A 20,813-nucleotide genomic window follows, 5' to 3' on the forward strand; every position below is an offset into this window, starting at 1 on the left:
GAAACGCGCCCAGCCCCTCGCGAAAATTACTCAAAATCAAATACTTAGAGCAATCATCGACAATGGCGACTGAAGTCGTTCGCCCTGACTCTCGGCTGAACTGAGGTCTTTTAGCACGGCAAGACGGGGGCGCCAGCGATTACCTTGCACCGTCTCACTTGCTCACTTGCTTGCTCACTTGGCGTCCTTGGCGGCCACGGCCTGACGATCGCGCGCCGCGGCAAGCTCGGCCTCGATCTTGGCGCGCTGGTCCGGCGGGATAATCGCCTGATCGCGATCCGGCGGCAGATCATGCACCGGCAGATAGCTGCCGGGCTCCTTGGGATGCGCCTGCGCATCCGCAGGTGTCATATCCGCGAGCTGGCTCGAGCAGCCGCCGAGGGCGAGCGCCGCGATCAACAGCGCGCCGCGGATCGGCAGCGTCTTTTGCAGGTCCCATAACGCCAACACTTGGGAAATCCCCTACTCGTCCCAAAGCACGGCCCCGGGCGAACCTTACCCAAGACCGTGCCCAAGCTCAAACCATTGCTGCCCAAATGGTGTAAGCGAGAAAATAGCCCGGCACTACCAAGCCGAGCGGTGCGGCTCGATTGTGACGAAACCAAGAAAATTTGTCGCACTGCAGCACATCTTCGAGAGTGTTTAACGCCAAAGATGCGAGCTTCGCGGTGACGAATACGGAATGAATCGTTACTGTTCTGCGCATGAGTACCATCACAACCGACACGCCCAAATCCGGCAACACGTTCGAGACGAAGTTCGATGCCGAAGCCTTCGCGATGAATGTCGCGCGGGCGATGGAGAGTGGTGGCAAGGCGCTCGCTGCCTACCTCAAACCACGCGAGAGCGGCGAGGTGCAGGATCGCCCCCCGGCCGAGCTTGCCGAGGTCGTCAAGACCTTCACCTCGGTCGCCGAATACTGGCTGTCGGACACGTCCCGCTCCTCCGATCTCCAGACCAAGCTCGCCAAGGACTATCTCGACCTCTGGGGCTCGGCGGTCCGCCGCATGGCTGGCCAGGACGCCCCGCCCGCGATCGCGCCCTCGCCGCGCGACAAGCGCTTTGCCGATCCGGAATGGAAGTCGAACCAGTTCTTCGATTTCGTGATGCAGCTCTATCTGCTCACGACCAAATGGGCGCAGGAGCTGGTGCGCGACGCCGAAGGGCTCGATCCGCACACCCGCCGCAAGGCCGACTTCTACGTCCAGCAGGTCACCAACGCGCTTTCGCCATCGAACTTCGTGCTGACCAATCCGGAGGTGCTGCGCGAGACGGTGGCGTCCAGCGGCGAGAACCTCGCGCGCGGCCTCAAGATGCTGGCCGAGGACATCGCGGCCGGCAAGGGCATGCTGAAGATCCGCCAGTCCAATCCGGACAATCTCGTCGTCGGCGTCAACATGGCGACGACGCCGGGCAAGGTGATCTACCAGAACGAGATGATGCAGCTGATCCAGTATTCGCCGACCACGGAGAAGGTGCTGCGCACCCCACTCCTGATCGTGCCGCCCTGGATCAACAAATTCTACATCCTCGATCTCAAGCCGGAGAAATCCTACATCAAGTGGTGCGTCGACCAGGGCATCACCGTATTCGTGATCTCATGGGTCAATCCCGACAAGCGGCTCGGCAACAAGGGCTGGGAAGACTACATGAAGGAAGGCCCGCTCACGGCGATGGACGTGATCGAGAGGGTCACCGGTGAGATGAAGGTCCACACCGCCGGCTATTGCGTCGGCGGCACGATGCTCGCGACCACGCTGGCCTGGCTCGCCGAGAAACGCCGCCAGCGCGTTGCATCGGCGACGTTCTTCGCGGCCCAGGTCGACTTCACCCACGCCGGCGATCTCCTCGTGTTCGTCGACGAGGAGCAGATCGCAGCGCTCGAGCACGACATGAAGACGGCCGGCGTGCTCGAAGGCTCGAAGATGGCGATGGCCTTCAACATGCTGCGCTCCAACGATCTGATCTGGTCCTACGTCGTCAGCAACTATTTGAAGGGCCAGCAGCCGAGCGCGTTCGACCTGTTGCACTGGAATTCCGATGCGACGCGCATGACCGCGTCGAACCATTCCTATTATTTGCGCAACTGCTATCTGGAGAACCGGCTGTCGACCGGCACGATGGTGCTCGACAACACCCTGCTCGATCTCTCCAAGGTCAAGGTCCCGGTCTACAACCTCGCCACCCGCGAGGACCACATCGCGCCGGCGGAATCGGTGCTGTACGGCTCGCAGTTCTTCGGCGGCCCGGTGAAATATGTGCTGTCGGGCTCCGGCCACATCGCCGGCGTGGTCAATCCGCCGGCCTCGAACAAATATCAGTACTGGACCAACGACAACATCAAGGACGTCAACGTCGCGCAATGGATGAAGGGCGCCGTCGAGCACAAGGGCTCGTGGTGGCCGGACTGGCGGCAATGGCTGGGTGCACTCGATCCGGAGGAGGTCCCGGCGCGCACGGTCGGCAGCGACGCCCTGCCCCCGATCGAAGACGCGCCCGGTAGCTATGTCACGGTCCGCGCATAGCGCATGATCCGGAAAAGTGCGAAGCGGTTTTCCGAAAGCGTCATGCGCAAACAAGGCATCCTTGCGCATGGCGCAATCTTGCGCGCTTTCGTATAGACTCGCTCTCACCACCGTGACGACAGAGGGGACCGAACTATGACGCGCGAATTGTTCTGGCTGACACTGACGGTGATCCTGACCGGTATCCTCTGGATCCCCTACATCATCAACCGCTGCCAGGTCCGCGGTCTTTCCGGGGCTATGGCCAACCCCTCGCGCAGTGACAAGCCGCAGGCCGAATGGGCCACCCGGCTGATGTTCGCGCACGACAACGCGGTCGAGAATCTCGTGATCTTCGCGCCGCTAGTGCTGATCCTGAATGCGATCGATTATTCCACCAAATGGACCGTGCTCGCCTGCACCGTCTATTTCTGGTCCCGCGTCGCGCATCTGATCGTCTACGCGCTCGGGATCCCGGTGTTCCGCACGCTCGCCTTCACCGTCGGCTTCCTCGCCCAGGCCGTGCTGGCGCTGGCGATCTTCGGGGGGGTTTAAGTTCGCCCGGATGCGGGCTCATGCATAGCGAAGGCGTACCTTCTGCACGCGCAGAACGCCCTTCTCGAATGGATCGCCGCTTAGCTGGCGCCGGCAGCTTTCAAGACTTCCGATGGATCAAGCCACCGGCTTGCGAACGACGAAATTGAGCATGTTGGCTGGCGTTTCATCGAAGCTCTGGATCACGTTGGTGTCGGATGACAGCGTGATCCACGGCCCCGCGCTGGCGTAGGCCGCCTCGAGCCACTCGGGCGACACATAGCTGTAGTAGCGGCCGAGGCTGTCGCGGCCGTCACCCTCACCCATCTTGTAGCTGGCGTAAAACACACCTGACGGCTTGAGCGCGCGATGGATCCGCTTGAGGATTCCGGCGAGCTCGTCGCGCGGGACGTGCAGCAGACAGGCGCTCGCCCAGACGCCGTCATAGGCCTGTTGCGCGTCGAGTTCGTCAAAGCGCATCGCCTCGACGGGATGCCCCAGCCGCTGCGACGCGATCTTCGCCATTTCGGGCGAGCCGTCGGTGGCGCACAGCGAAAAACCTTCCGCCAGCATCACCGCCGCATGATTGCCGGCGCCGCAGCCGAGTTCGAGGATTGCGCCCCCTCGCGGCAGCAAGGCGAGAAAGCCCGGCAGCCGCGTCGACGGCGCTTTCGCCCAGTCCGCATAGGACTGGGCGTTACTCCGATAGAATTGCAGCGTGGTTTCGTCCATGACTACATCCCACTTACGGAAACAGCGCGATCTGCTCCAGGCCCGCAGTCTCGGGGAAGCCGAACATCAGGTTCATGTTCTGGATCGCCTGTCCTGCCGACCCCTTCACCAGATTGTCGAGCACCGAGATCACGATAGCCCGGTTCTTGATGCGGTCCGGGAATACGCCGATCTGCACGTAGTTCGAACCGCGCACGTTCTGGGTCTGTGGCATCACGCCCTTGTTTGCGACATGGACGAACGGCTCGTTGCCGTAGGCCTTCTCCAGCGCTGTTCGCAAATCGTCCGGCGTCGCGCCGTTGAGCTTGACGTAGGACGTACAAAGCTCGCCCCGCGCCATCGGAATGAGATGTGGGGTGAAGTTGACGGTCACAGCGTGGCCAGCGGCAACCCCGATCTCCTGTTCGATCTCGGGCGCATGCCGGTGCGTGCCTACCGAGTAAGGTGACAGCCCCTCACCCACCTCGCTGAACAGCGTGCTCTGTTTCAGCCCGCGGCCGGCGCCGGTGACGCCCGATTTCGCGTCGATCACGAGGTCATCGACGTCGATCAGTTTTGCTTTCGCAAGCGGCACCAGCGCGAGCAGCGCAGCAGTTGGATAGCAGCCGGGACAGGCGACCAGCCGCGCCGACGCGATCTTCTCGCGATAGAATTCGGTGAGACCATAGACCGCTTCGCCTTGTAGTTCGAGCGCCCGGTGCTCATGGCCGTACCATTGCGCATAGGTGTTCTTGTCCCGCAGCCTGAAATCGGCGGACATGTCGAGGACCTTGATTTTGGGATTTGCCTCGAGGACCGCGGCGATGATTTCCTGCGTGGTGCCGTGCGGCAGCCCACAGAACACCGCGTCGAGCTTGCTCCAGTCGACCTTTTCCCATTCCACGAGTTTCGGCAGGTCCAGCATAAAGAAATGAGGAAACACGTCCCCCATCGACTTGCCGGCGTGGGTGTTGGCGGTGAGCGCGACGATCTCGGCATTCGGATGCCGCGCCAACAGGCGCACCGCATCGGCCCCGGTGTAACCAGAGGCGCCGAGAATGCCGATCTTCTTCGAGCTCATCACGCGTACCTTTCAGGCGTCATTCGATTGTCTTGCCGGGGTAGAAAGTTGCAGCGTCGCTTCGTCCACCAGACTGGCCTCGCGAGCAACGCTCGATCAGCTACTCCTCCGGCAGTCCCAGCATCAGGCGCATGTTCTGCACGGCCGCGCCTGATGCACCTTTGCCGAGATTGTCGAGCCGCGCGACCAGCACCGCCTGGTGATATTTGTCGCTGGCGAAGACGTAGAGCTCGAGCGTGTTGGTTTCGTTGAGCGCCTCCGGCTCGAGCCGGCCGCCCTTGGTCGCCTCGTTCTGCAGCGGCATCACCTTGACGTATTTTGAATCGGCATACCGCTTGGCCAGCGCGGCCTGAAGGTCGGCACCGCCAGGCTTGCCCGGCAGCGTGTCGAGCTGGAGCGGCACCGAGACCAGCATGCCCTGCCGGTAGTTGCCAACCGAGGGAATGAAGATCGGCCGCCGCGTCAGGTTCGAATAGAGTTGCATCTCCGGCAGATGCTTGTGCTCGAAGCCGAGACCGTAGAGCTCGAAGGACGGCGCACTGCCGTCTTCGAAGCTCGCGATCATCGATTTGCCGCCGCCGGAATAGCCACTCACGGCATTGACGGTGACGGGATAATCCTGCGGCAGCAGGCCGGCATCGACGATCGGCCGCAATAGCGCGATCGCGCCGGTCGGATAGCAGCCGGGATTGGAGACCTTTTTCGCGGCGTTGATCTTGCCGGCCTGATCCGGCGTCAGCTCGGGGAAGCCATAGGCCCAGTCGGGCGCGACCCGATAGGCGGTGGAGGCGTCCAGCACCTTCGGTGCGGAGGCGCCCATGCTGTCGACGAGAGCGACCGTCTCCCTGGCGGCATCGTCGGGCAGGCAGAGGATGACGAGATCCACCTCCTCCATCAGCGCCTTCTTGGCCGCGGGGTCCTTGCGCTTGTCGTCGGCGATGGTCTTCACCGCGACGTCGCCCTGGAGCTTCAGCCGCTCGTTGATGCCGAGCCCGGTGGTGCCGGAGCCGCCGTCGACGAAGACGGTTGCGGGCTTCTTCGCCGCGCTGGTGGTCGGGGCTTTGGTGGTGTCAGCGAGGCTCATGGCGCGCTCCCTTCGAGCATGTTCGTATCGTTTGCAAAAGCTTGCGGCCGGGCCTGCCGCATCAAATGTGCGATCTGCTTCGCATCGGCATCGCCGGCGCCAAGCGCATTGGCGATCGCCGTATAGTCGGCGTCCGATTTGTGCTGGTTCAGCTTGAAGCTGCCTTCGACCTCCTCAACCGTCATCACCAGACCCACGATCGCCTTCTTCATTGTCTCGAGCCGGCCCGCCGTCATCTTGCCTGATGTCCACGGCTTTTTCGGCAGCAACCAGTTCTCGAACTTGTCGCTGAGCGTGTCGATCTGCAGCGCCAGTTCGTCGTCCGATAGCAGCCGCACCGGCCCGCTCAGATGCACCGACTGGTAGAGCCAGGTCGGCACCTGATCGGGCGAGACGTACCAGTCCGGCGATACATAGGCATCGGGACCATTGACCGCGAGCAGCCAGGACGCATCACCGCCCGCAAGCTTTAGCAGCGGATTGTGACGGGCGACATGAAAGGCGGCCTGCGGCGTGCCGTCAGCGGCATAGGTCAGATAGAACGGCAGCGGGGACGCGACCGGCTTGCGACCATCGAAGGCGCACATGGTGCCGAAGCCGCGCTCCTCGGCGAATTTCAGGCTCGCGGCGCGGTCCTGCTTGAAAAAGGGTGGCGTGTACATCGTGGTCTCCTGCTGGGCCTCCTTGGGAAGCCGCCGGATCAGATCGCGCTGACAGGAGAGAAAATGCCGCGGACCGGATCCAGCGGCAAAGACGATGATCTCAAACGCGATCGACCGCCCAAACCGCTAAAGAGCGGCGGCGGCGACGGGCGAACAGAATGGTCGCAGCGTTGATCATGGCGCGCGGCTATAAGGCCAGATCCGGTTCCCGTCAAGGTTTCACGGCCTCAGAGGAGGCGCCAGATCCATTCCATCAGCTTCGCGATCACGTCGCCGAACAGCAGCAGCGCCGCGGACCAGACCAGTGCCGAGACGAAATTGGCGATCTGGAAGCTCCAATAAGGCATCTCGAAGATGCCGGCTGCGAGCGGCACCGAGGCGCGCAAGGGGCCGAAAAAGCGGCCGATGAAGATGCTGGGCACGCCCCAGCTCCGCACGAAGACCTCGCCCTTGGGCAGGAGCTCCGGATAGCGCGAGAGTGGCCACATCTGGGCGACGCTCTCCTTGTAGCGGTAGCCGAACCAGTAGGAGACCCAGTCACCCAGCGCCGCGCCAAGGCCGCCAGCGATCCAGACCGGAAAGAAGCTGATGCCGCTCACCCCGATCAGCGCACCGATCCCCACCAGCGCGCCCCAGGCCGGAACCAGCAGCGAGATGAAGGCAAGCGACTCCCCGAAGGCGAGCAGGAACACGATCGGCGCCGCCCAAGCCTGGTGAGCGCGCACGAAGTCGGCCAGGGCGTGCGCAAACTGCTCCATTCCAGATTAGCCTTCCGCCCTGTCTCAAGGTGCTGCTCGATGAAAAGGACTGGTAAGCCAAGGACTTGTGTGACATCAAGTCACAAAACCCGCCCCAAGGTCGGCCGGGACGTCAAATTGCCGGGAACAGGCGGGTCTGCGGCGTAAAATCGCCGGGATTGGCTCCCAACCACACGGCCCGACAGGCCGAGCTGTAACCTTTCCGAGTCAGAAGTGGCATAGTCGGCCTAACCGATTCGCCGCTCCTGCGGCCCTCAAAACGTATCAAGAAATATGTCCAAGCAGTTGAAAACCAAAGCGAAAGACGATCTGTTCGGCGCCAACGAGCCAAAGTCCCGTGCGTCCGCCGCCAAGACGGCCTCGCGGGGCAACGGGGAAGCCGATTACACGGCGGCCGACATCGAGGTGCTTGAAGGCCTGGAACCGGTGCGGCGCCGACCCGGCATGTATATCGGCGGCACCGATGAGAAAGCGCTGCATCACCTCTTCGCCGAAGTCATCGACAACTCCATGGACGAGGCGCTGGCCGGGCACGCGACCTTCATCGAGGTCGATCTGAGCGCGGACGGGTTCCTGACCGTGACCGACAACGGACGCGGCATCCCGATCGATCCGCATCCGAAATTCCCGAAGAAGTCGGCGCTCGAAGTCATCATGTGCACGCTGCATTCGGGTGGCAAATTCGACTCCAAGGTCTACGAGACCTCGGGCGGTCTGCACGGCGTCGGCATCTCCGTGGTGAACGCCCTCTCCTCGCGCCTCGAGGTCGAGGTCGCGCGCAGCCAAAAGCTCTACCGCATGACGTTCGAGCGCGGGCACCCCAAGGGCAAGCTCGAGGATCTCGGCAAGGTCAACAACCGCCGCGGCACGCGCGTGCGCTTCAAGCCCGATACCGACATTTTCGGCGCCAAGGCCTCGTTCAAGCCGCAGCGCCTGTTCAAGATGACGCGCTCGAAGGCGTATCTGTTCGGCGGCGTCGAAATCCGCTGGAACTGCGCGCCCGAGCTGCTCAAGGGCGTCGAGGACGTGCCGGCGGAGGCGACGTTCCACTTCCCCGGCGGTCTCAAGGACTATCTCGCTGCGGCGATCCACGCCGACACGCTGGTGCATCCCGACATCTTCTCCGGCAAGTCCGGCCGTAACGGTGCCCATGGCGCCTGCGAATGGGCGGTGGCGTGGACCGCCGATGCCGACGGTTTTCTCTCCTCCTACACCAACACCGTGCCGACGCCCGATGGAGGCACACATGAATCGGGTTTGCGCAGCGCGCTGCTGCGCGGCCTGAAGGATCACGCCGAGCGCGTCGGTCAGGGCAAGCGCGCCGCGTCCGTCACCTCCGAAGACGTGATGGTCGGCGCCGCCGTGATGCTCTCGGTGTTCGTGCGCGAGCCTGAATTCCAGGGCCAGACCAAGGACCGCCTCGCCACGGCAGAAGCGCAGCGCATCGTCGAACAGGCGATGAAGGATCCGTTCGACCATTGGCTGTCGGGCAATCCGAACATGGCCAACAGGCTGCTCGACTTCGTGATCGATCGCGCCGAGGAGCGGTTGCGCCGGCGCCAGGAAAAGGAGACTGCGCGCAAGAGTGCGGGCAAGAAGCTACGTCTGCCTGGCAAGCTCGCCGACTGCACCGATGCCGGCACCGAAGGCTCCGAGCTCTTCATCGTCGAGGGCGACTCGGCCGGCGGTAGCGCCAAGCAGGCGCGCGATCGCAAGACCCAGGCCGTGCTGCCGTTGCGCGGCAAGATCCTCAACGTCGCCTCCGCCGGCAAGGACAAGCTGACGGCCAACGCCCAGCTCTCCGATCTCGTGCAGGCGATCGGCTGCGGCCAGCTCTTGCATTATCGCGAAGAGGATTTGCGCTACCAGCGCATCATCATCATGACCGACGCCGACGTCGACGGCGCGCATATCGCTTCGCTGCTGATCACTTTCTTCTACCGGCAGATGCCGCGGCTGATCGACGAAGGGCACCTCTTCCTCGCGGTGCCGCCGCTCTACAAGCTGACCCACGGCACCAAATCGGTTTATGCCCGCGACGACAAGCACAAGGAAGAGCTGATCAAGAGCGCATTCAACGCCAACGCCAAGGTCGAGGTGAACCGCTTCAAGGGCCTCGGCGAGATGATGCCGGCGCAGCTCAAGGAAACCACCATGGATCCGAGCAAGCGAACGCTGCTCAAGGTGGTGCTGCTTGCCGACGATCGCGACACCACGGCGGATTCGGTGGAACGCTTGATGGGCACCAAGGCCGAGGCGCGTTTCGCGTTCATCTCGGACAAGGCCGAGTTTGCCAGCGAGGAACTGCTGGACGTCTGACCCGCCAGCCTCACGCTGCCGCGTCCCATCAAGAGCCCCGGTTTGACCGCCGGGGCCCTTTCGCTTGTGAGGACGACACTGCCTCCCCGACAACCTTACCGGTGGTCCGCCAGGACGCGGCTGATTCCCACCCTTCGCACTGCGACTCGGCCAACGACTCACGGGAACCAAAGCTGAGGCAGGATTGCCTCCATTCCGCACGAAGCCGATTTCGTTAACGAGAGGTTGCCAGATTCCAAGTTTACACCACCAGCATCCAACTCATTGATAGAATGTAGTTATTTTATGAAATAGCCCTCTCAAATCAGATCTCTGCCGATCGGCGTTTTCCGGCGAGTGTGCCTGCCCAGCAACAGCATTTCGGCCGGAAACGTCTATAGTCCGGGTATCAGATCACACGAACTTACAGCGCGCTCGCGCCGGCTACGACAGACCAAGGGTTGGGGATTTTAACATGAAGAAGACTTTGCTCGCTCTGACCGCGGTTGCGGCAATGACCGGTTCGGCCTCGGCCGCTGACCTTGCTGCCCGTCCCTACGTGAAGGCTCCGGTGCCCGCGCCGGTCGCCAACTGGACCGGCTTCTACATCTTCGGTGGCGCCGGGGGCGGCGTCTGGGATGCGGACTCCCACACCAACTTCGTTGGCGTTCCCGTGACGATCGATCAGCGTGTTGGCGGCGATGGCTGGTTTGGAACGGTCGGTGCCGGCTACGACTGGCAGTTCTCCGGCACCTGGGTGGCTGGCGTGTTCGCCGATGGTCAGTTCGGCAGCCTGCGCGGCAGCATCAACGATGAGTTTGCCGCGCTGACCGGCCGCATCAAGATGCAGGACGCTTGGGCCGCGGGTGTTCGCCTCGGCTATTTGGTTGCTCCGAACGTTCTCTCCTACGTCAATGGCGGTTACACTGGATCGCACTGGTCGGGCGCTGGTTTGACGAATCTCGCCGGGACGGCTTCGGGCTTCCACACCGACTCGTTCAACCGCAATGGCTGGTTCGTCGGCGGTGGCGTCGAAAACAATCTGAACATTTTCGGCATCACGGCGCCGGGCTGGTTCATGAAGACCGAATATCGTGCTGCCTACTACGATCGTAAGGACATTGCCGTCCGCACCGACGTCGGCAACGTCGTGACCACCGACTCCATCAGCTTCAAGCCCTTGGTGCAGACCATCAGCACCTCGCTGGTCTACCGCTTCAACTGGACCGGTCCGGTCGTCGCGAAGTACTGATCTGACCTCCCGTTCAGACGTCAAAGCCCCGGCATCGTCCGGGGCTTTTTCGTTGTGGGCCTGTCAACGGCCGACGCACGCCTCAGGTGTATGCATCGACGAGGCCGCGCTTCCACCACCGCCGATCGGCATCCCTGATCGCCTTCGGCTCGAGTGCTTGTCCAGAAGCATAGCCTCCTCCCCCGCACGCCGGCTTGTCCCGGCGCTGCCATTGTATCCGAACCGAAGCTACGGTTAGTGTGCGCTCAAGCCTTCGCGGCGGCGGCGATCCTTCGTCGTCGTGTCGCGACAGAAGCGGACTGATGGGAGGAATGCATGCGCAGATTTCTGCTGATCGCAGGCCTGTTTGCGACTGCCGTCGGGCTGCTCTGGATCGGACAGGGCACGGGCACGCTTGCCTGGCCCCGATCGAGCTTCATGGTCAACCAGCTGCAATGGGCCGGCTATGGCGCAGCCATGGCCGGCTTCGGGCTGGTGCTGATCTGGCAAAGCAACCAATAGAAGAAACCAAGGAATAAAAGCATGACATCCAGCCGGTTCGATCTTCGCGGCAAGGTCGCCGTCGTAACAGGAGGCAATGGCGGCATCGGGCTTGGCATGGCCCGCGGCCTTGCCGACGCCGGCGCCGACATCGCCGTGGTCGGACGCAACGAAGCCAAGTCCGCCGCCGCCGTGGCCGATCTCAGCCAGCGCGGCGTGAAGGCAATCGCCATCACCACCGACGTGACTGACAAGGCCGCCGTCGCTGCCATGATCGATCGCGTCGTCAGGGAGCTCGGCCGCATCGACGTCCTCATCAACAATGCCGGGATGAGCATCCGCAAGCCCCCGCACGAGCTCGAGCTCGATGAATGGAATAAGGTGATCGACACCAACCTCACCAGCGCCTTCGTGTGCTCGAAGCTGGCCTATCCGGCGCTGAAGGCATCCGGCAACGGCAAGGTGATCAATATCGGTTCGATGATGTCGATCTTCGGCGCGAGCTTCGCCACCGCCTATGCGGCGAGCAAGGGCGGCATCGTGCAATACACCCGCGCCTGCGCCAACGCCTGGGCGCCCGACAACATCCAGGTCAACGCCATCCTGCCGGGTTGGATCGACACCGACCTCACCCGCGGCGCACGGCAGCAAGTCTCGGGGCTGCACGAGCGCGTGCTGGCGCGCACGCCAGCGGGACGTTGGGGCGACATCGACGACTTCGCCGGCATCGCCGTATTCCTTGCCTCACCCGCCTCGAACTTCGTCACGGGCACCGCGATTCCCGTCGACGGCGGCTTCTCGGTGATGGCCTGATACGCTGCAGCTCATCGAAAAAGCCCCAGCGTGAGAGCTGGGGCTTTTGATGCAGTCCACGCGAAGAGATCAGTATCTCGCGACCACCGGTCCGCCGAAGCGGTAATTCACGCCCACGCGAGCGGCATCAACGACATGATTGAAGCGGTACGTCGCGGACTCGGCCGGGAAATTCACAGGGTCGAACATGGTCACATTCGAACGGCCAAGATCGACATGCAGATATTCGCCCCGCACCGTCCAGTTGGGCGCGAAGCCCCATTCGACGCCGGCGCCGGCAGCCCATCCGATCCGCGTGCTGCTGTCGCTGCCGAAAAAGCTACCCGCAGCGGCGGGCGTAAAGACATTGCTGATGTTTGTCCTGACGCCACCATAGGCAAGACCGCCTGTCGCGTAGAACAACGCCGGACCGGCCGTAACGCCGACACGGCCGCGGAGAGTCCCGAACCAGTCGATGTGATCCCGACCGGTCGAAACGCTCGGAAATACCGCCCCGCCCGGGAAGATGATGGTTGAGGTGCGACCGATATCCGCTCCCTGGATGTCGGCTTCCACACCAACCAGCCAGTTGGCCATCTGCCAATTGTAACCAACCTGGCCACCGCCAAATCCGCCTTCATGCTTGGCACCGAAGAAGGTCGGCGTGCCTCCGGCGGCAATCGCGCCTGCGAAGCCCGGAGTAGACGCCACCAGGCTTCCGGTAGACGAAGCGTCAAATGCCCAGCCGCCATTCACGCCAGCATACCAGCCGGTCCAGTTGTAGACCGGTGCTGGAGCCGGCAAAGCCGGCCTTGCCTTCACAGCCATATCAGCCGCAGAGGCAGCGCCCACGCTGGCAAGTGACAGGAGCGAAGCGGTGGTAAATGCCCACACGAAAAATCGTCTCATGACCCAATCCCCAATGCATAGAAACAATTGGTCATGAACGTAGCGAAAAAGCGGGGCGCGGCCAGATGGAAAAGCCGTCGGATATGGATACGCATTCACTTTTCACGCGCAAGTTGCACGTGGGCCACACACATATGTAAGATGTACTTCCCTAATGTAGAAGGATACGCATCATAATTCTGATGTCGGAATAGCTTTGAGCGGCTCGCTTCACGCCGTCGTTCGCGTGAATCGTGAATAAGAGAAGCCCCGGGCTCGGTACCCGGGGCTTTTGAGTTTGGCAGTGATTTTTTTGTATGTGCTTGGTCGTTCGCTGCTCAGTAGCGACCGATGACCGGCGCGTCGAACTTGTAGCTCGCGCGCACGACGGCCCACTGGATGTCACGCGGCTTGGCATCGAAGGTGTAATTGCCCGCCGTGCCGCCGAGCTGATAGGTCTGGCTGCCGAAGGCCGCGTAGTTGTATTCGAGGCCGACGATCCAGTTGCGGGTGATGCCGTATTCCCAGCCGGCGCCGACGGTCCAGCCATTGGCCCAGTGAGTCTGTCCGCCCGTACCCGCTACGACCGGGTCGGTGACCGAGAGCCGGTTGTTGACCCCCGCATAGCCGCCCTTGATGTAGAAGAGGTTGTTCTGCACGGCAAAGCCGGCACGACCGACGACCGTCGCCAGCACATTGGCCCGCCAGGAGAACACGTCGTTCGCCGGGGGGAACGCGGTGTTCACGACCGTACCCTTGTTGTCGAGGCCGGAGATCGTGCCTTCCATGCCGAACACAAAGTTGTTGGCCTGCCAGTTGTAGCCGATCTGCGCGCCCCCGATGACGCCCGAGTTGCGTTGACGATAGCCTTCTCCCGGTAGCAAATCGCCGAACGCCGCGCCGGTCCCGTTGTTGATGAACTGCTCGTTGGTCCATGCGCCACCGATGTGGCCGCCGACATAGAAGCCGGTCCAGTTGAACAGCGGCTCGACATAGGCGGGCGCCTTCGTGTAGCGCGCAGCGAGATCGGCGGCGGAAGCCGCGCCGGTCGAAACCAGAGCCGTCGTGCAGGCGAAGGCGGCAATCAATTTCTTACGCATGGTACACCCCGTGTCCTTTGATGGGCGCACGGTCACAGACGGCTCTTACTAAAATTGAAATCAACACGGTTAACGTGACAAGATCGACACGGGATGGTCCGTGAATCCGTTTGTGCTGTTGCACGTGCGCAACGCGCTGCGCGCGCTTTAACGCAGCGTTATCCCTAGCGATGTCTTGCGCTACGATGGCGGCGCGACCTTCGACTGCACGTGCTCGGGCCGAACGCCGAGCGCAAGCAGGCGCGCCGGAATGCCCTGGAGCCAGGGCAGCGCGGTGATGAGGCGCAAGATCAAGGGCACCTTCAGCGGCCGGTTGCCCGGCTGCAAGGCGCCGCTGATGATGTTGTTCTGCATGATGACCTGCATTCGCTGCGTCATCTTCACCGGGAACTCTCGCCGGCGTCGCACCGCATCGAGCTCGTTCTCCGATGGACAACCGTGCTGCATCTTGTCGGCCAGCAGGTTTGCGGTCGCGACCGCGTCCTGCACGGCGAGATTGACGCCGACGCCGCCGACTGGCGACATCGCGTGCGCGGCATCGCCGATGAGAAGCAGGCCCGGCAATGTCCAGCGCGTCAGGCGGTTGATCGCGACGGTGAGCAGCTTGATGTCGTCAAAGCTCTTCACTTCAGCGATGCCGGATCGAAGGATCGGCGCCATGCGCACGACGTCGTCGAGCAGCGCCTGCAGTCCCCTCGCCTTCACCGCATCAAATTGCCCCTTGGCGATGACATAGGCGCATTGCCAATAATCGCCGCGGTCGAAGGTGATCATCATCTTGCCGGGCTCGATCCGCGCGAACACTCTCTCCGTCTCGTCGGGTCTGCGGCCAGCGCGGAACCACAGCACGTCCATTGGCGCGCCGATCTCCTCGACCTTAAGGCCGGCGCGCTCGCGCACCGTCGAATGCCGGCCGTCGCAGGCAATGGTGAGATCGGCTGCGATGTCGATGATGCCCTCGGGCGTCTTCGCCCGCACGCCGGTCACCGTCTCACCGCGGCGGATCAGATCGACGGCCTCCGTGCTCATCATCACCTTGAGCGAGGTAAAGCGCTTGCCGGCCTCGCGCAGAAAATTCAGGAAGTCCCATTGCGGCATGAAGGCGATGAAGGGGTACTTGGTATGAAGCCGGCTAAGATCGGCGACGCGCACCGGCGTGCCGCCGAACAGGCCATCCATCTTCTGCAAGCGCTGATGCGGTAGCTTCAGGAAGCCGTCGATCAGGCCGAGCTCGTCCATCACCTGAAGCGTCGAGGGATGCACGGTGTCGCCGCGGAAGTCGCGGAAGAAATCCGCATGCTTCTCCAGCACCACGACGTCGATGCCGGCGCGGCCCAGGAGATAGCCGAGCATCATGCCCGCTGGCCCGCCGCCGACGATGCAGCAGCGGACTTTCATGGTCCGGTTCGGTTGGTCGGATGTCATTGCAGACGCGATCCGCGATGTGAATATCGATCAAGCTATGCCGGACGATACTAGCGCGATTCAGGCCGAAGGCAGTCTCAATTTGCAGGGAAAGGCCCAACGCGGTTTCCAGCAGCAAACAAGCGTCCGACGAGAAAGGCCTGCAGAACGCGGGCCTCTCCTCAAACGGGATCTGACTATTTCTGGTCCTCGTTGCTGGTCCCGGTGCCCGGACTGCCGATCGGCAACCCGTTGGGTGCGTGACCGACGCCCATGTTTCGCTCGGCTTGCGCTGCTGCCGGCGTCTTGGCATTCGCGGTCGGGGGCTGAACATTCGGATTGGGTTGGCCGATGTTGGTGTTGATGTTGGCCCCCGTGGTGGCGTCATGCGTTCCCATCCCTGAGGGAGCCGACGGCCCAGAGTTGGCGCTGCTGGATGATGAGCCCGCTCCGACACCCGAGTTGGCCGCAGATCCCGCGCTGGCGCCGCCGGTACCTGTGCCGGCCGCTGCGCCTGCACCCGCACCTGCGCCTGCACCTCCGCTGCCTCCGGCACCACCGCCGCCTTGGGCAAAGGCCGCCGTCGAAAGTGCCGCACAAGCGATCGTCACGAGGATGGATTTGCGGATCATGAATCGTCTCCCTGGTTTGACAGACAATCCAAGTCAGGTCAGCAGGAGTTGTTCCGTCTTCTGCTCATCGCGCCGCGGCCGACGAAGACCTCAATTATTGCTGCGGTTCGCGCTGCGAAAGCTCTTGATCTCCGAGACGCTGCCGTCGCGATAGGTCAGCTCCACCGAGACGAACTGCGTAGCCGGGGCGAGTTTCATGTAGAGCGGCATGCCGGCGCTGATCGCGCTGGGATCGCGCATGTCGCAAGCGGGCATCTTCAGCACCTGGTTGGGCACAGCGGTATCGATGCCGATGCGCACCTCGCGGATGGCGCAGCGGTAGGACACGAGGTGGGTGTAGTAGACCAGCAGCCCATTGAACTCGCGGAACGACAGCCAGCTCGTCGAGGTCATGTCGAGGATCTTGCGCTGGTCGCGGATCAGCGCGGCCTCGGGATCGAACCTGATCGGGAACGGCCCCTGCATGTCGCCGGACTGATCGACATAGCGGACCTCGATGGTGCCGGCTTGCGCATCCGACGGCAATTCGATCGACGGGTTCGGCATCCGCTTGCGCGTGCGCGGATCGAGCGTGTCGATGAAACCGGTCTCGCGGAAATCGCCCTTACCGGCCATGCGCCAGGAAATGCCGAGCGTCGGGTCGGCGAAGGAGAACACCACGCTCCAGCCGCCATTGTGCCGCGAGAAGCTCGCGATCGGCGCGTTGGTGGTCTCCTCCTTCGGCAAGTGCGGCACCGACACCGGCGGCAGCGCCGCGAGCTTCTGCGGCGGCGGATCGTCCGCGCGCGCGGCGGCATCCTTGGCGAGGCCGCTGAGGAACACGTCGTCGACCATCTGGTCGAAATAGACCGGCACCTGCTTGTGCTTCACGGTATCGGCCATCTCACTGACGGCGCGGCGGGTGCGCTGCGCCACCTGCACGAGGTTCTCGCCAGGCTTGAGCAGCTCCCTGGCGAAGGTGCGCGTGAACACCGAATTGGGATTGGCGTCGTCGTTGGAGAGGCGATCGAGCGCGGTCTGGCGGGGACCTGCCGAAAACACCGAGAACACGCCTTCCGGCAGTTGCGTCATCGGCGCGAGCCCGCCGCCGCCGGCGACCGCGCGGGTTCCTTTGCGCTCGAACGGATTGTTGCGGCAAGCGTCGAACACCAGGATCGAGGTCCGCGCCTTCTTGTTCTGAAGGCGCTCGACGATGCGGTCGGCCAGGATGGAGGCATCGCGCACGAGCTCTTCCTGCCCTTCCGTCGCCGCCGGAACGTCGGTCGGCAGCAGATAGTTCTGGCCGGCGATCTCGAAACCGTGGCCGGCATAGAAGAAGAACGCGGTGTCGCCGGGCTCGATCGCCCTGTCGAAGGCGAGCAGCGTCTCGGAGAATTGCTGCCGGTTCTGGTTCTCGGCGAGCATCACCGAGAAGCCGAGCTGCTTCAGCGTATCGCCCATGGTGCGGGCGTCGTTGACCGCCTTGAGCAGCTTCGGCACGTTCCTGTAGTCGTTATTGCCGATGACGAGCGCGACGCGCTTCTCGGCATGCGCGGGAAGCGCGAGGCCGCTCAGGCCCACTGCCAGGCCAAGTGCCGCCAGAATTCTGAAAAGCCGACGCGTCATTGAAATATTCCCGCTGCAAGAACGGCCCCACGCCGGTCCCCTCGAACGGTCGTTCATGGCAAACCCGGCCGTTGATGTGATAGTCGGCCCAGCCATATCGACGGTTCAAGGGCCTTGGTCCCCGATTCCATCATCGGCCCTATGGCAGATTCCGTCGGAATCTGCTTTTTCTTGGGCATTCCGTTGAAGGGGGCTGCCGTGTATCGCTGGTGCACCGACGAGGTCGAGCCGCACGACCGCTTCGACTATTGGCGCGAGGTGCGCGCCAAGGGATTGTTCGGCGTCACCGCCGAGCTCGCGCGCGAACGCCGCGCCGACTTCTTCGGCGAATTCTCGCTGCGCCAGCTTGGCGGCGCCGGCCTCGTCGAGCTGAAGGCCTCACCCTACACCGTCGAGCGCAGCGCATCCGACATCGCCTCCGCGCCGGGCGACGCTATCTGCGTCTACCAGCAGCTCGGCAGCGGCGGTTGGTTCGGCGGCATGCGCGGCAGCGACTTCGCGATCGCAAACGGCAGCTTCGCCACCAGCCATACCGACTTGCCCTATCGCACCGCGCCGCTGGGCGCAGGCGGCTTCCATTTGCGGATCCTGAAGATCCCGGTGAGCAGCATCCCGGCCCAGGACAAACGCTTGCGCGAGCTTGCACCGCGGACCTTTGACGATCCCACCCTGGCGCCGCTGCTCGGCGCCTGCTTCGCCGATTTCGGTGAGGCCGCGGCGGATGGCGGCGCTGCCGATGCGACCTCCCTGGTCCAGGCACTCGCCCATCTGGCGCTGATCGAGCGCGGCATCCTGCGGCCCGGCAGCCGCCGCGGACAGGCCGCGCTGCGGATCGCCCGCCACTCGCAGGCCCGGCGCCTGATCGCGCGCCACCTGCAAGACCCCAAGCTCGCGCCGACCACGGTGGCCGACCTGCTCGGCATTTCCGTGCGCCACCTGCACATGCTGTTCGAGACGGCGGAGAAGAGCTTCTCGCAGACCGTGACCGACGAGCGCCTGAAACAGAGCCGCCGCCTGATGCGCGAGGCCCCGGAGCGGCTGATCGCCGACATCGCGACCTCCTGCGGCTTCGAGAGCCTGGCAACCTACTACCGCGTGTTCAACGCCGCCTATGGCATGGCCCCCGGCGACTTCCGGGCCCAGGATCGGGAGGGGCATTAGCCGCCGTTTGCCGGCTCCGCCAAGCCCGCTGGGTTCGGCGGAAAACCTCAACCGCGCCCGCTATTTGGGCAAAAACCTCAGGCTTTTTAGGGTCTTCCCGCGCCCGCTCCATTGACTTTGGCGGATTCCCGCCTATGTTCCGGGGCGACGCGGCTCAGATCGAAGACCGATTCCCGAGCCTGGCGCTTTGTTCGCGTGAGTCAGCACCCCCAGCTTCTTTGAGAGCGCGCCGTTTCGGGGTGGAACGCGACAGCCTTATTACCCTCGATTCCGAACGGCGGTTTCGACCAGAGGCTCAATGTCCTTTTCAAATCTCGGACTGTCCGAAAAAGTCCTCGCCGCAGTGGCGGCCACCGGTTACACCAACCCCACCCCCATTCAGGAACAGGCGATCCCCCACGTCCTCGCACGCAAGGACGTGCTCGGCATCGCCCAGACCGGCACCGGCAAGACCGCGGCCTTCGTGCTGCCGATGCTCACCATCCTCGAAAAGGGCCGAGCCCGGGCGCGCATGCCGCGCACGCTGATCCTCGAGCCGACCCGCGAGCTCGCGGCGCAAGTGAAGGAAAACTTCGACCGTTACGGCGCCGGCCAGAAACTCAACGTCGCGCTTCTGATCGGCGGCGTCTCCTTCGGCGATCAGGATGCCAAGCTGATGCGCGGCGTCGACGTGCTGATCGCAACGCCGGGCCGCCTGCTCGACCACACCGAGCGCGGTGGCCTCCTGCTCACCGGCGTCGAGCTGCTCGTCATCGACGAAGCCGACCGCATGCTGGACATGGGCTTCATCCCCGACATCGAGCGCATCTGCAAGCTCGTCCCCTTTACGCGGCAGACGCTGTTCTTCACCGCGACCATGCCGCCCGAGATCCGGCGCATCACCGAGGCCTTCCTGCACAATCCGCAGAAGGTCGAAGTCTCCCGGCCCGCCACCACCGCCGTGACTGTCACCCAGGCCCAGGTGCCCGCCGGACGCGAGGCGCACGAGAAGCGCGAGCTGCTCCGCCGCCTGCTGCGCGAGGCCAAGGACCTCAAGAACGCGATCATCTTCTGCAACCGCAAGCGTGAAGTCGCCATCGTCCACAAATCGCTTCAGAAGCACGGCTTCAGCGTCGGCGCCCTGCACGGCGACATGGACCAGCCGGCCCGCATGGCCGCGCTGGATCAGTTCCGCAAGGGCGAGCTGCCGCTGCTGGTGGCCTCCGACGTCGCCGCCCGCGGCCTCGACATTCCCGAGGTCAGCCACGTCTTCAATTTCGACGTCCCCCATCACGCCGACGACTACGTTCACCGCATCGGCCGCACCGGCCGCGCCGGCCGCACCGGCACCGCGATCTCGATCGTGACGCCGCTCGACCAGAAATCGATGGCGGCGATCGAGAAGCTGATCGGCCAGAGCATTCCGCGCGCCGAGGGCGACTACGAAGTCCACGCTGAGGTCGCCGACGGGACCGAGCGTCCGCGCGAGCAGCGCGGCCGTGAACGTTCACGCGGCGGACGCGGCAAGCCGCAGCGCGGCGAGCGGCGCGGTCACGACCGTGAGCGCAGCCACGAGCCGCGCGAGGCGCGACAGCCGTCCGAAGCAAGGCATCGTCCCGAAGAGAAGCGCGGATCCGAGCCGCGTCACGGCGCACGTCCGCAGGCCAATGCGTCGCACGTGCCGTCGATCGGCCGTCCCGAGCCGCGCCGGCAGCGCGAGGTCGACACCGAGCCGGGCGATCACTCACACCTGCCGGCATTTCTGCTGCGGCCGGTCCGCTCCCCCGCCGGCGCCTGAAGCGCGGACGCGCTCCAGGTTTCGGTTGCAAAAATACTGCTCCACACTTTTTTAGACGGTCCGTGAACGTATATTTACGGGGTGTTCACG

General features: G+C 63.6%; 19 protein-coding genes. 8 read left to right on the forward strand and 11 right to left on the reverse strand.

Going from position 1 to position 20,813, the window contains the following annotated elements; translation table 11 throughout:
• Positions 1-174: 174 nt before the first annotated feature.
• Complete coding sequence (locus tag XH85_RS25960; RefSeq protein ID WP_128934071.1) at positions 175-450, reverse strand: hypothetical protein; 276 nt, start codon at positions 448-450, stop codon at positions 175-177.
• 254 nt (positions 451-704) lie between these two features.
• On the opposite strand from XH85_RS25960, the gene XH85_RS25965 reads away from it, so the two are divergent.
• Both XH85_RS25965 and XH85_RS25970 read left to right on the forward strand, forming a co-directional pair.
• On the forward strand, positions 705-2,525 hold the full coding sequence (locus tag XH85_RS25965) for a PHA/PHB synthase family protein (RefSeq protein WP_128934072.1): 1,821 nt from the start codon (positions 705-707) through the stop codon (positions 2,523-2,525).
• Positions 2,526-2,660: 135 nt separating this feature from the next.
• Complete coding sequence (locus XH85_RS25970; RefSeq protein WP_128934073.1) at positions 2,661-3,059, forward strand: MAPEG family protein; 399 nt, start codon at positions 2,661-2,663, stop codon at positions 3,057-3,059.
• A 117-nt stretch (positions 3,060-3,176) separates the two neighbouring features.
• On the opposite strand, the gene XH85_RS25975 is transcribed toward XH85_RS25970, so the two are convergent.
• From XH85_RS25975 to XH85_RS25995, 5 genes are all read right to left on the reverse strand, one after another.
• Positions 3,177-3,770, reverse strand: coding sequence for a class I SAM-dependent methyltransferase (locus tag XH85_RS25975; protein WP_128934074.1), 594 nt, complete (start codon positions 3,768-3,770; stop codon positions 3,177-3,179).
• A gap of 13 nt (positions 3,771-3,783) precedes the next feature.
• Positions 3,784-4,830 carry an N-acetyl-gamma-glutamyl-phosphate reductase gene (gene argC, locus XH85_RS25980; protein ID WP_128934075.1) on the reverse strand — a complete coding sequence of 349 codons (1,047 nt, stop codon included), beginning with the start codon at positions 4,828-4,830 and terminating at the stop codon, positions 3,784-3,786.
• Positions 4,831-4,930: 100 nt separating this feature from the next.
• On the reverse strand, positions 4,931-5,914 hold the full coding sequence (gene argC, locus XH85_RS25985) for an N-acetyl-gamma-glutamyl-phosphate reductase (protein ID WP_128934076.1): 984 nt from the start codon (positions 5,912-5,914) through the stop codon (positions 4,931-4,933).
• The gene (locus XH85_RS25990) at positions 5,911-6,576 is read right to left on the reverse strand and encodes an FMN-binding negative transcriptional regulator (RefSeq protein WP_128934077.1); all 666 of its coding nucleotides are present in this window, start codon (positions 6,574-6,576) and stop codon (positions 5,911-5,913) included. The genes argC (XH85_RS25985) and XH85_RS25990 overlap by 4 nt, the downstream gene beginning before the upstream one ends.
• A gap of 227 nt (positions 6,577-6,803) precedes the next feature.
• Positions 6,804-7,334: a DedA family protein gene (locus XH85_RS25995; protein WP_128934078.1), complete on the reverse strand. Its 531-nt coding sequence runs from the start codon at positions 7,332-7,334 to the stop codon at positions 6,804-6,806.
• Between the two features lie 273 nt (positions 7,335-7,607).
• Between XH85_RS25995 and parE the strand changes: the two genes are divergently transcribed.
• The 4 genes from parE to XH85_RS26015 all read left to right on the forward strand — a co-directional run bounded on the left by parE (position 7,608) and on the right by XH85_RS26015 (position 12,177).
• A complete protein-coding gene (parE, locus tag XH85_RS26000) occupies positions 7,608-9,653 on the forward strand; it encodes a DNA topoisomerase IV subunit B (protein WP_128934079.1) in 2,046 nt (681 codons plus the stop codon).
• Positions 9,654-10,107: 454 nt separating this feature from the next.
• Positions 10,108-10,884, forward strand: coding sequence for an outer membrane protein (locus XH85_RS26005; protein ID WP_128934080.1), 777 nt, complete (start codon positions 10,108-10,110; stop codon positions 10,882-10,884).
• Between the two features lie 315 nt (positions 10,885-11,199).
• A complete protein-coding gene (locus XH85_RS26010) occupies positions 11,200-11,385 on the forward strand; it encodes a hypothetical protein (RefSeq protein WP_091888160.1) in 186 nt (61 codons plus the stop codon).
• Between the two features lie 21 nt (positions 11,386-11,406).
• Complete coding sequence (locus XH85_RS26015; RefSeq protein WP_128934081.1) at positions 11,407-12,177, forward strand: SDR family NAD(P)-dependent oxidoreductase; 771 nt, start codon at positions 11,407-11,409, stop codon at positions 12,175-12,177.
• 69 nt (positions 12,178-12,246) lie between these two features.
• Here XH85_RS26015 and XH85_RS26020 read toward each other — a convergent pair whose 3' ends face one another.
• The 5 genes from XH85_RS26020 to XH85_RS26045 all read right to left on the reverse strand — a co-directional run bounded on the left by XH85_RS26020 (position 12,247) and on the right by XH85_RS26045 (position 17,785).
• Entirely contained in the window at positions 12,247-13,065 is an 819-nt protein-coding gene (locus XH85_RS26020) for an outer membrane protein (protein WP_128934082.1), read from the reverse strand.
• Between the two features lie 317 nt (positions 13,066-13,382).
• The gene (locus tag XH85_RS26025; protein WP_128934083.1) at positions 13,383-14,144 is read right to left on the reverse strand and encodes an outer membrane protein; all 762 of its coding nucleotides are present in this window, start codon (positions 14,142-14,144) and stop codon (positions 13,383-13,385) included.
• Positions 14,145-14,324: 180 nt separating this feature from the next.
• Positions 14,325-15,569 (reverse strand): FAD-dependent oxidoreductase, encoded by a 1,245-nt coding sequence (locus XH85_RS26030; RefSeq protein WP_208758055.1) that lies wholly within the window; start codon positions 15,567-15,569, stop codon positions 14,325-14,327.
• A 176-nt stretch (positions 15,570-15,745) separates the two neighbouring features.
• Positions 15,746-16,180 carry a hypothetical protein gene (locus XH85_RS45375; protein ID WP_164940849.1) on the reverse strand — a complete coding sequence of 145 codons (435 nt, stop codon included), beginning with the start codon at positions 16,178-16,180 and terminating at the stop codon, positions 15,746-15,748.
• A gap of 90 nt (positions 16,181-16,270) precedes the next feature.
• Complete coding sequence (locus XH85_RS26045) at positions 16,271-17,785, reverse strand: caspase family protein (RefSeq protein ID WP_128934086.1); 1,515 nt, start codon at positions 17,783-17,785, stop codon at positions 16,271-16,273.
• A 198-nt stretch (positions 17,786-17,983) separates the two neighbouring features.
• On the opposite strand from XH85_RS26045, the gene XH85_RS26050 reads away from it, so the two are divergent.
• Complete coding sequence (locus tag XH85_RS26050; RefSeq protein ID WP_128937426.1) at positions 17,984-18,946, forward strand: helix-turn-helix transcriptional regulator; 963 nt, start codon at positions 17,984-17,986, stop codon at positions 18,944-18,946.
• 298 nt (positions 18,947-19,244) lie between these two features.
• Positions 19,245-20,723 (forward strand): DEAD/DEAH box helicase, encoded by a 1,479-nt coding sequence (locus tag XH85_RS26055; protein ID WP_128934087.1) that lies wholly within the window; start codon positions 19,245-19,247, stop codon positions 20,721-20,723.
• The last annotated feature ends 90 nt before the right edge of the window (positions 20,724-20,813 follow it).

Origin of the sequence: Bradyrhizobium zhanjiangense, from assembly GCF_004114935.1 — a bacterium.
In the GTDB taxonomy this organism is placed as follows: Bacteria; Pseudomonadota; Alphaproteobacteria; order Rhizobiales; family Xanthobacteraceae; genus Bradyrhizobium; species Bradyrhizobium zhanjiangense.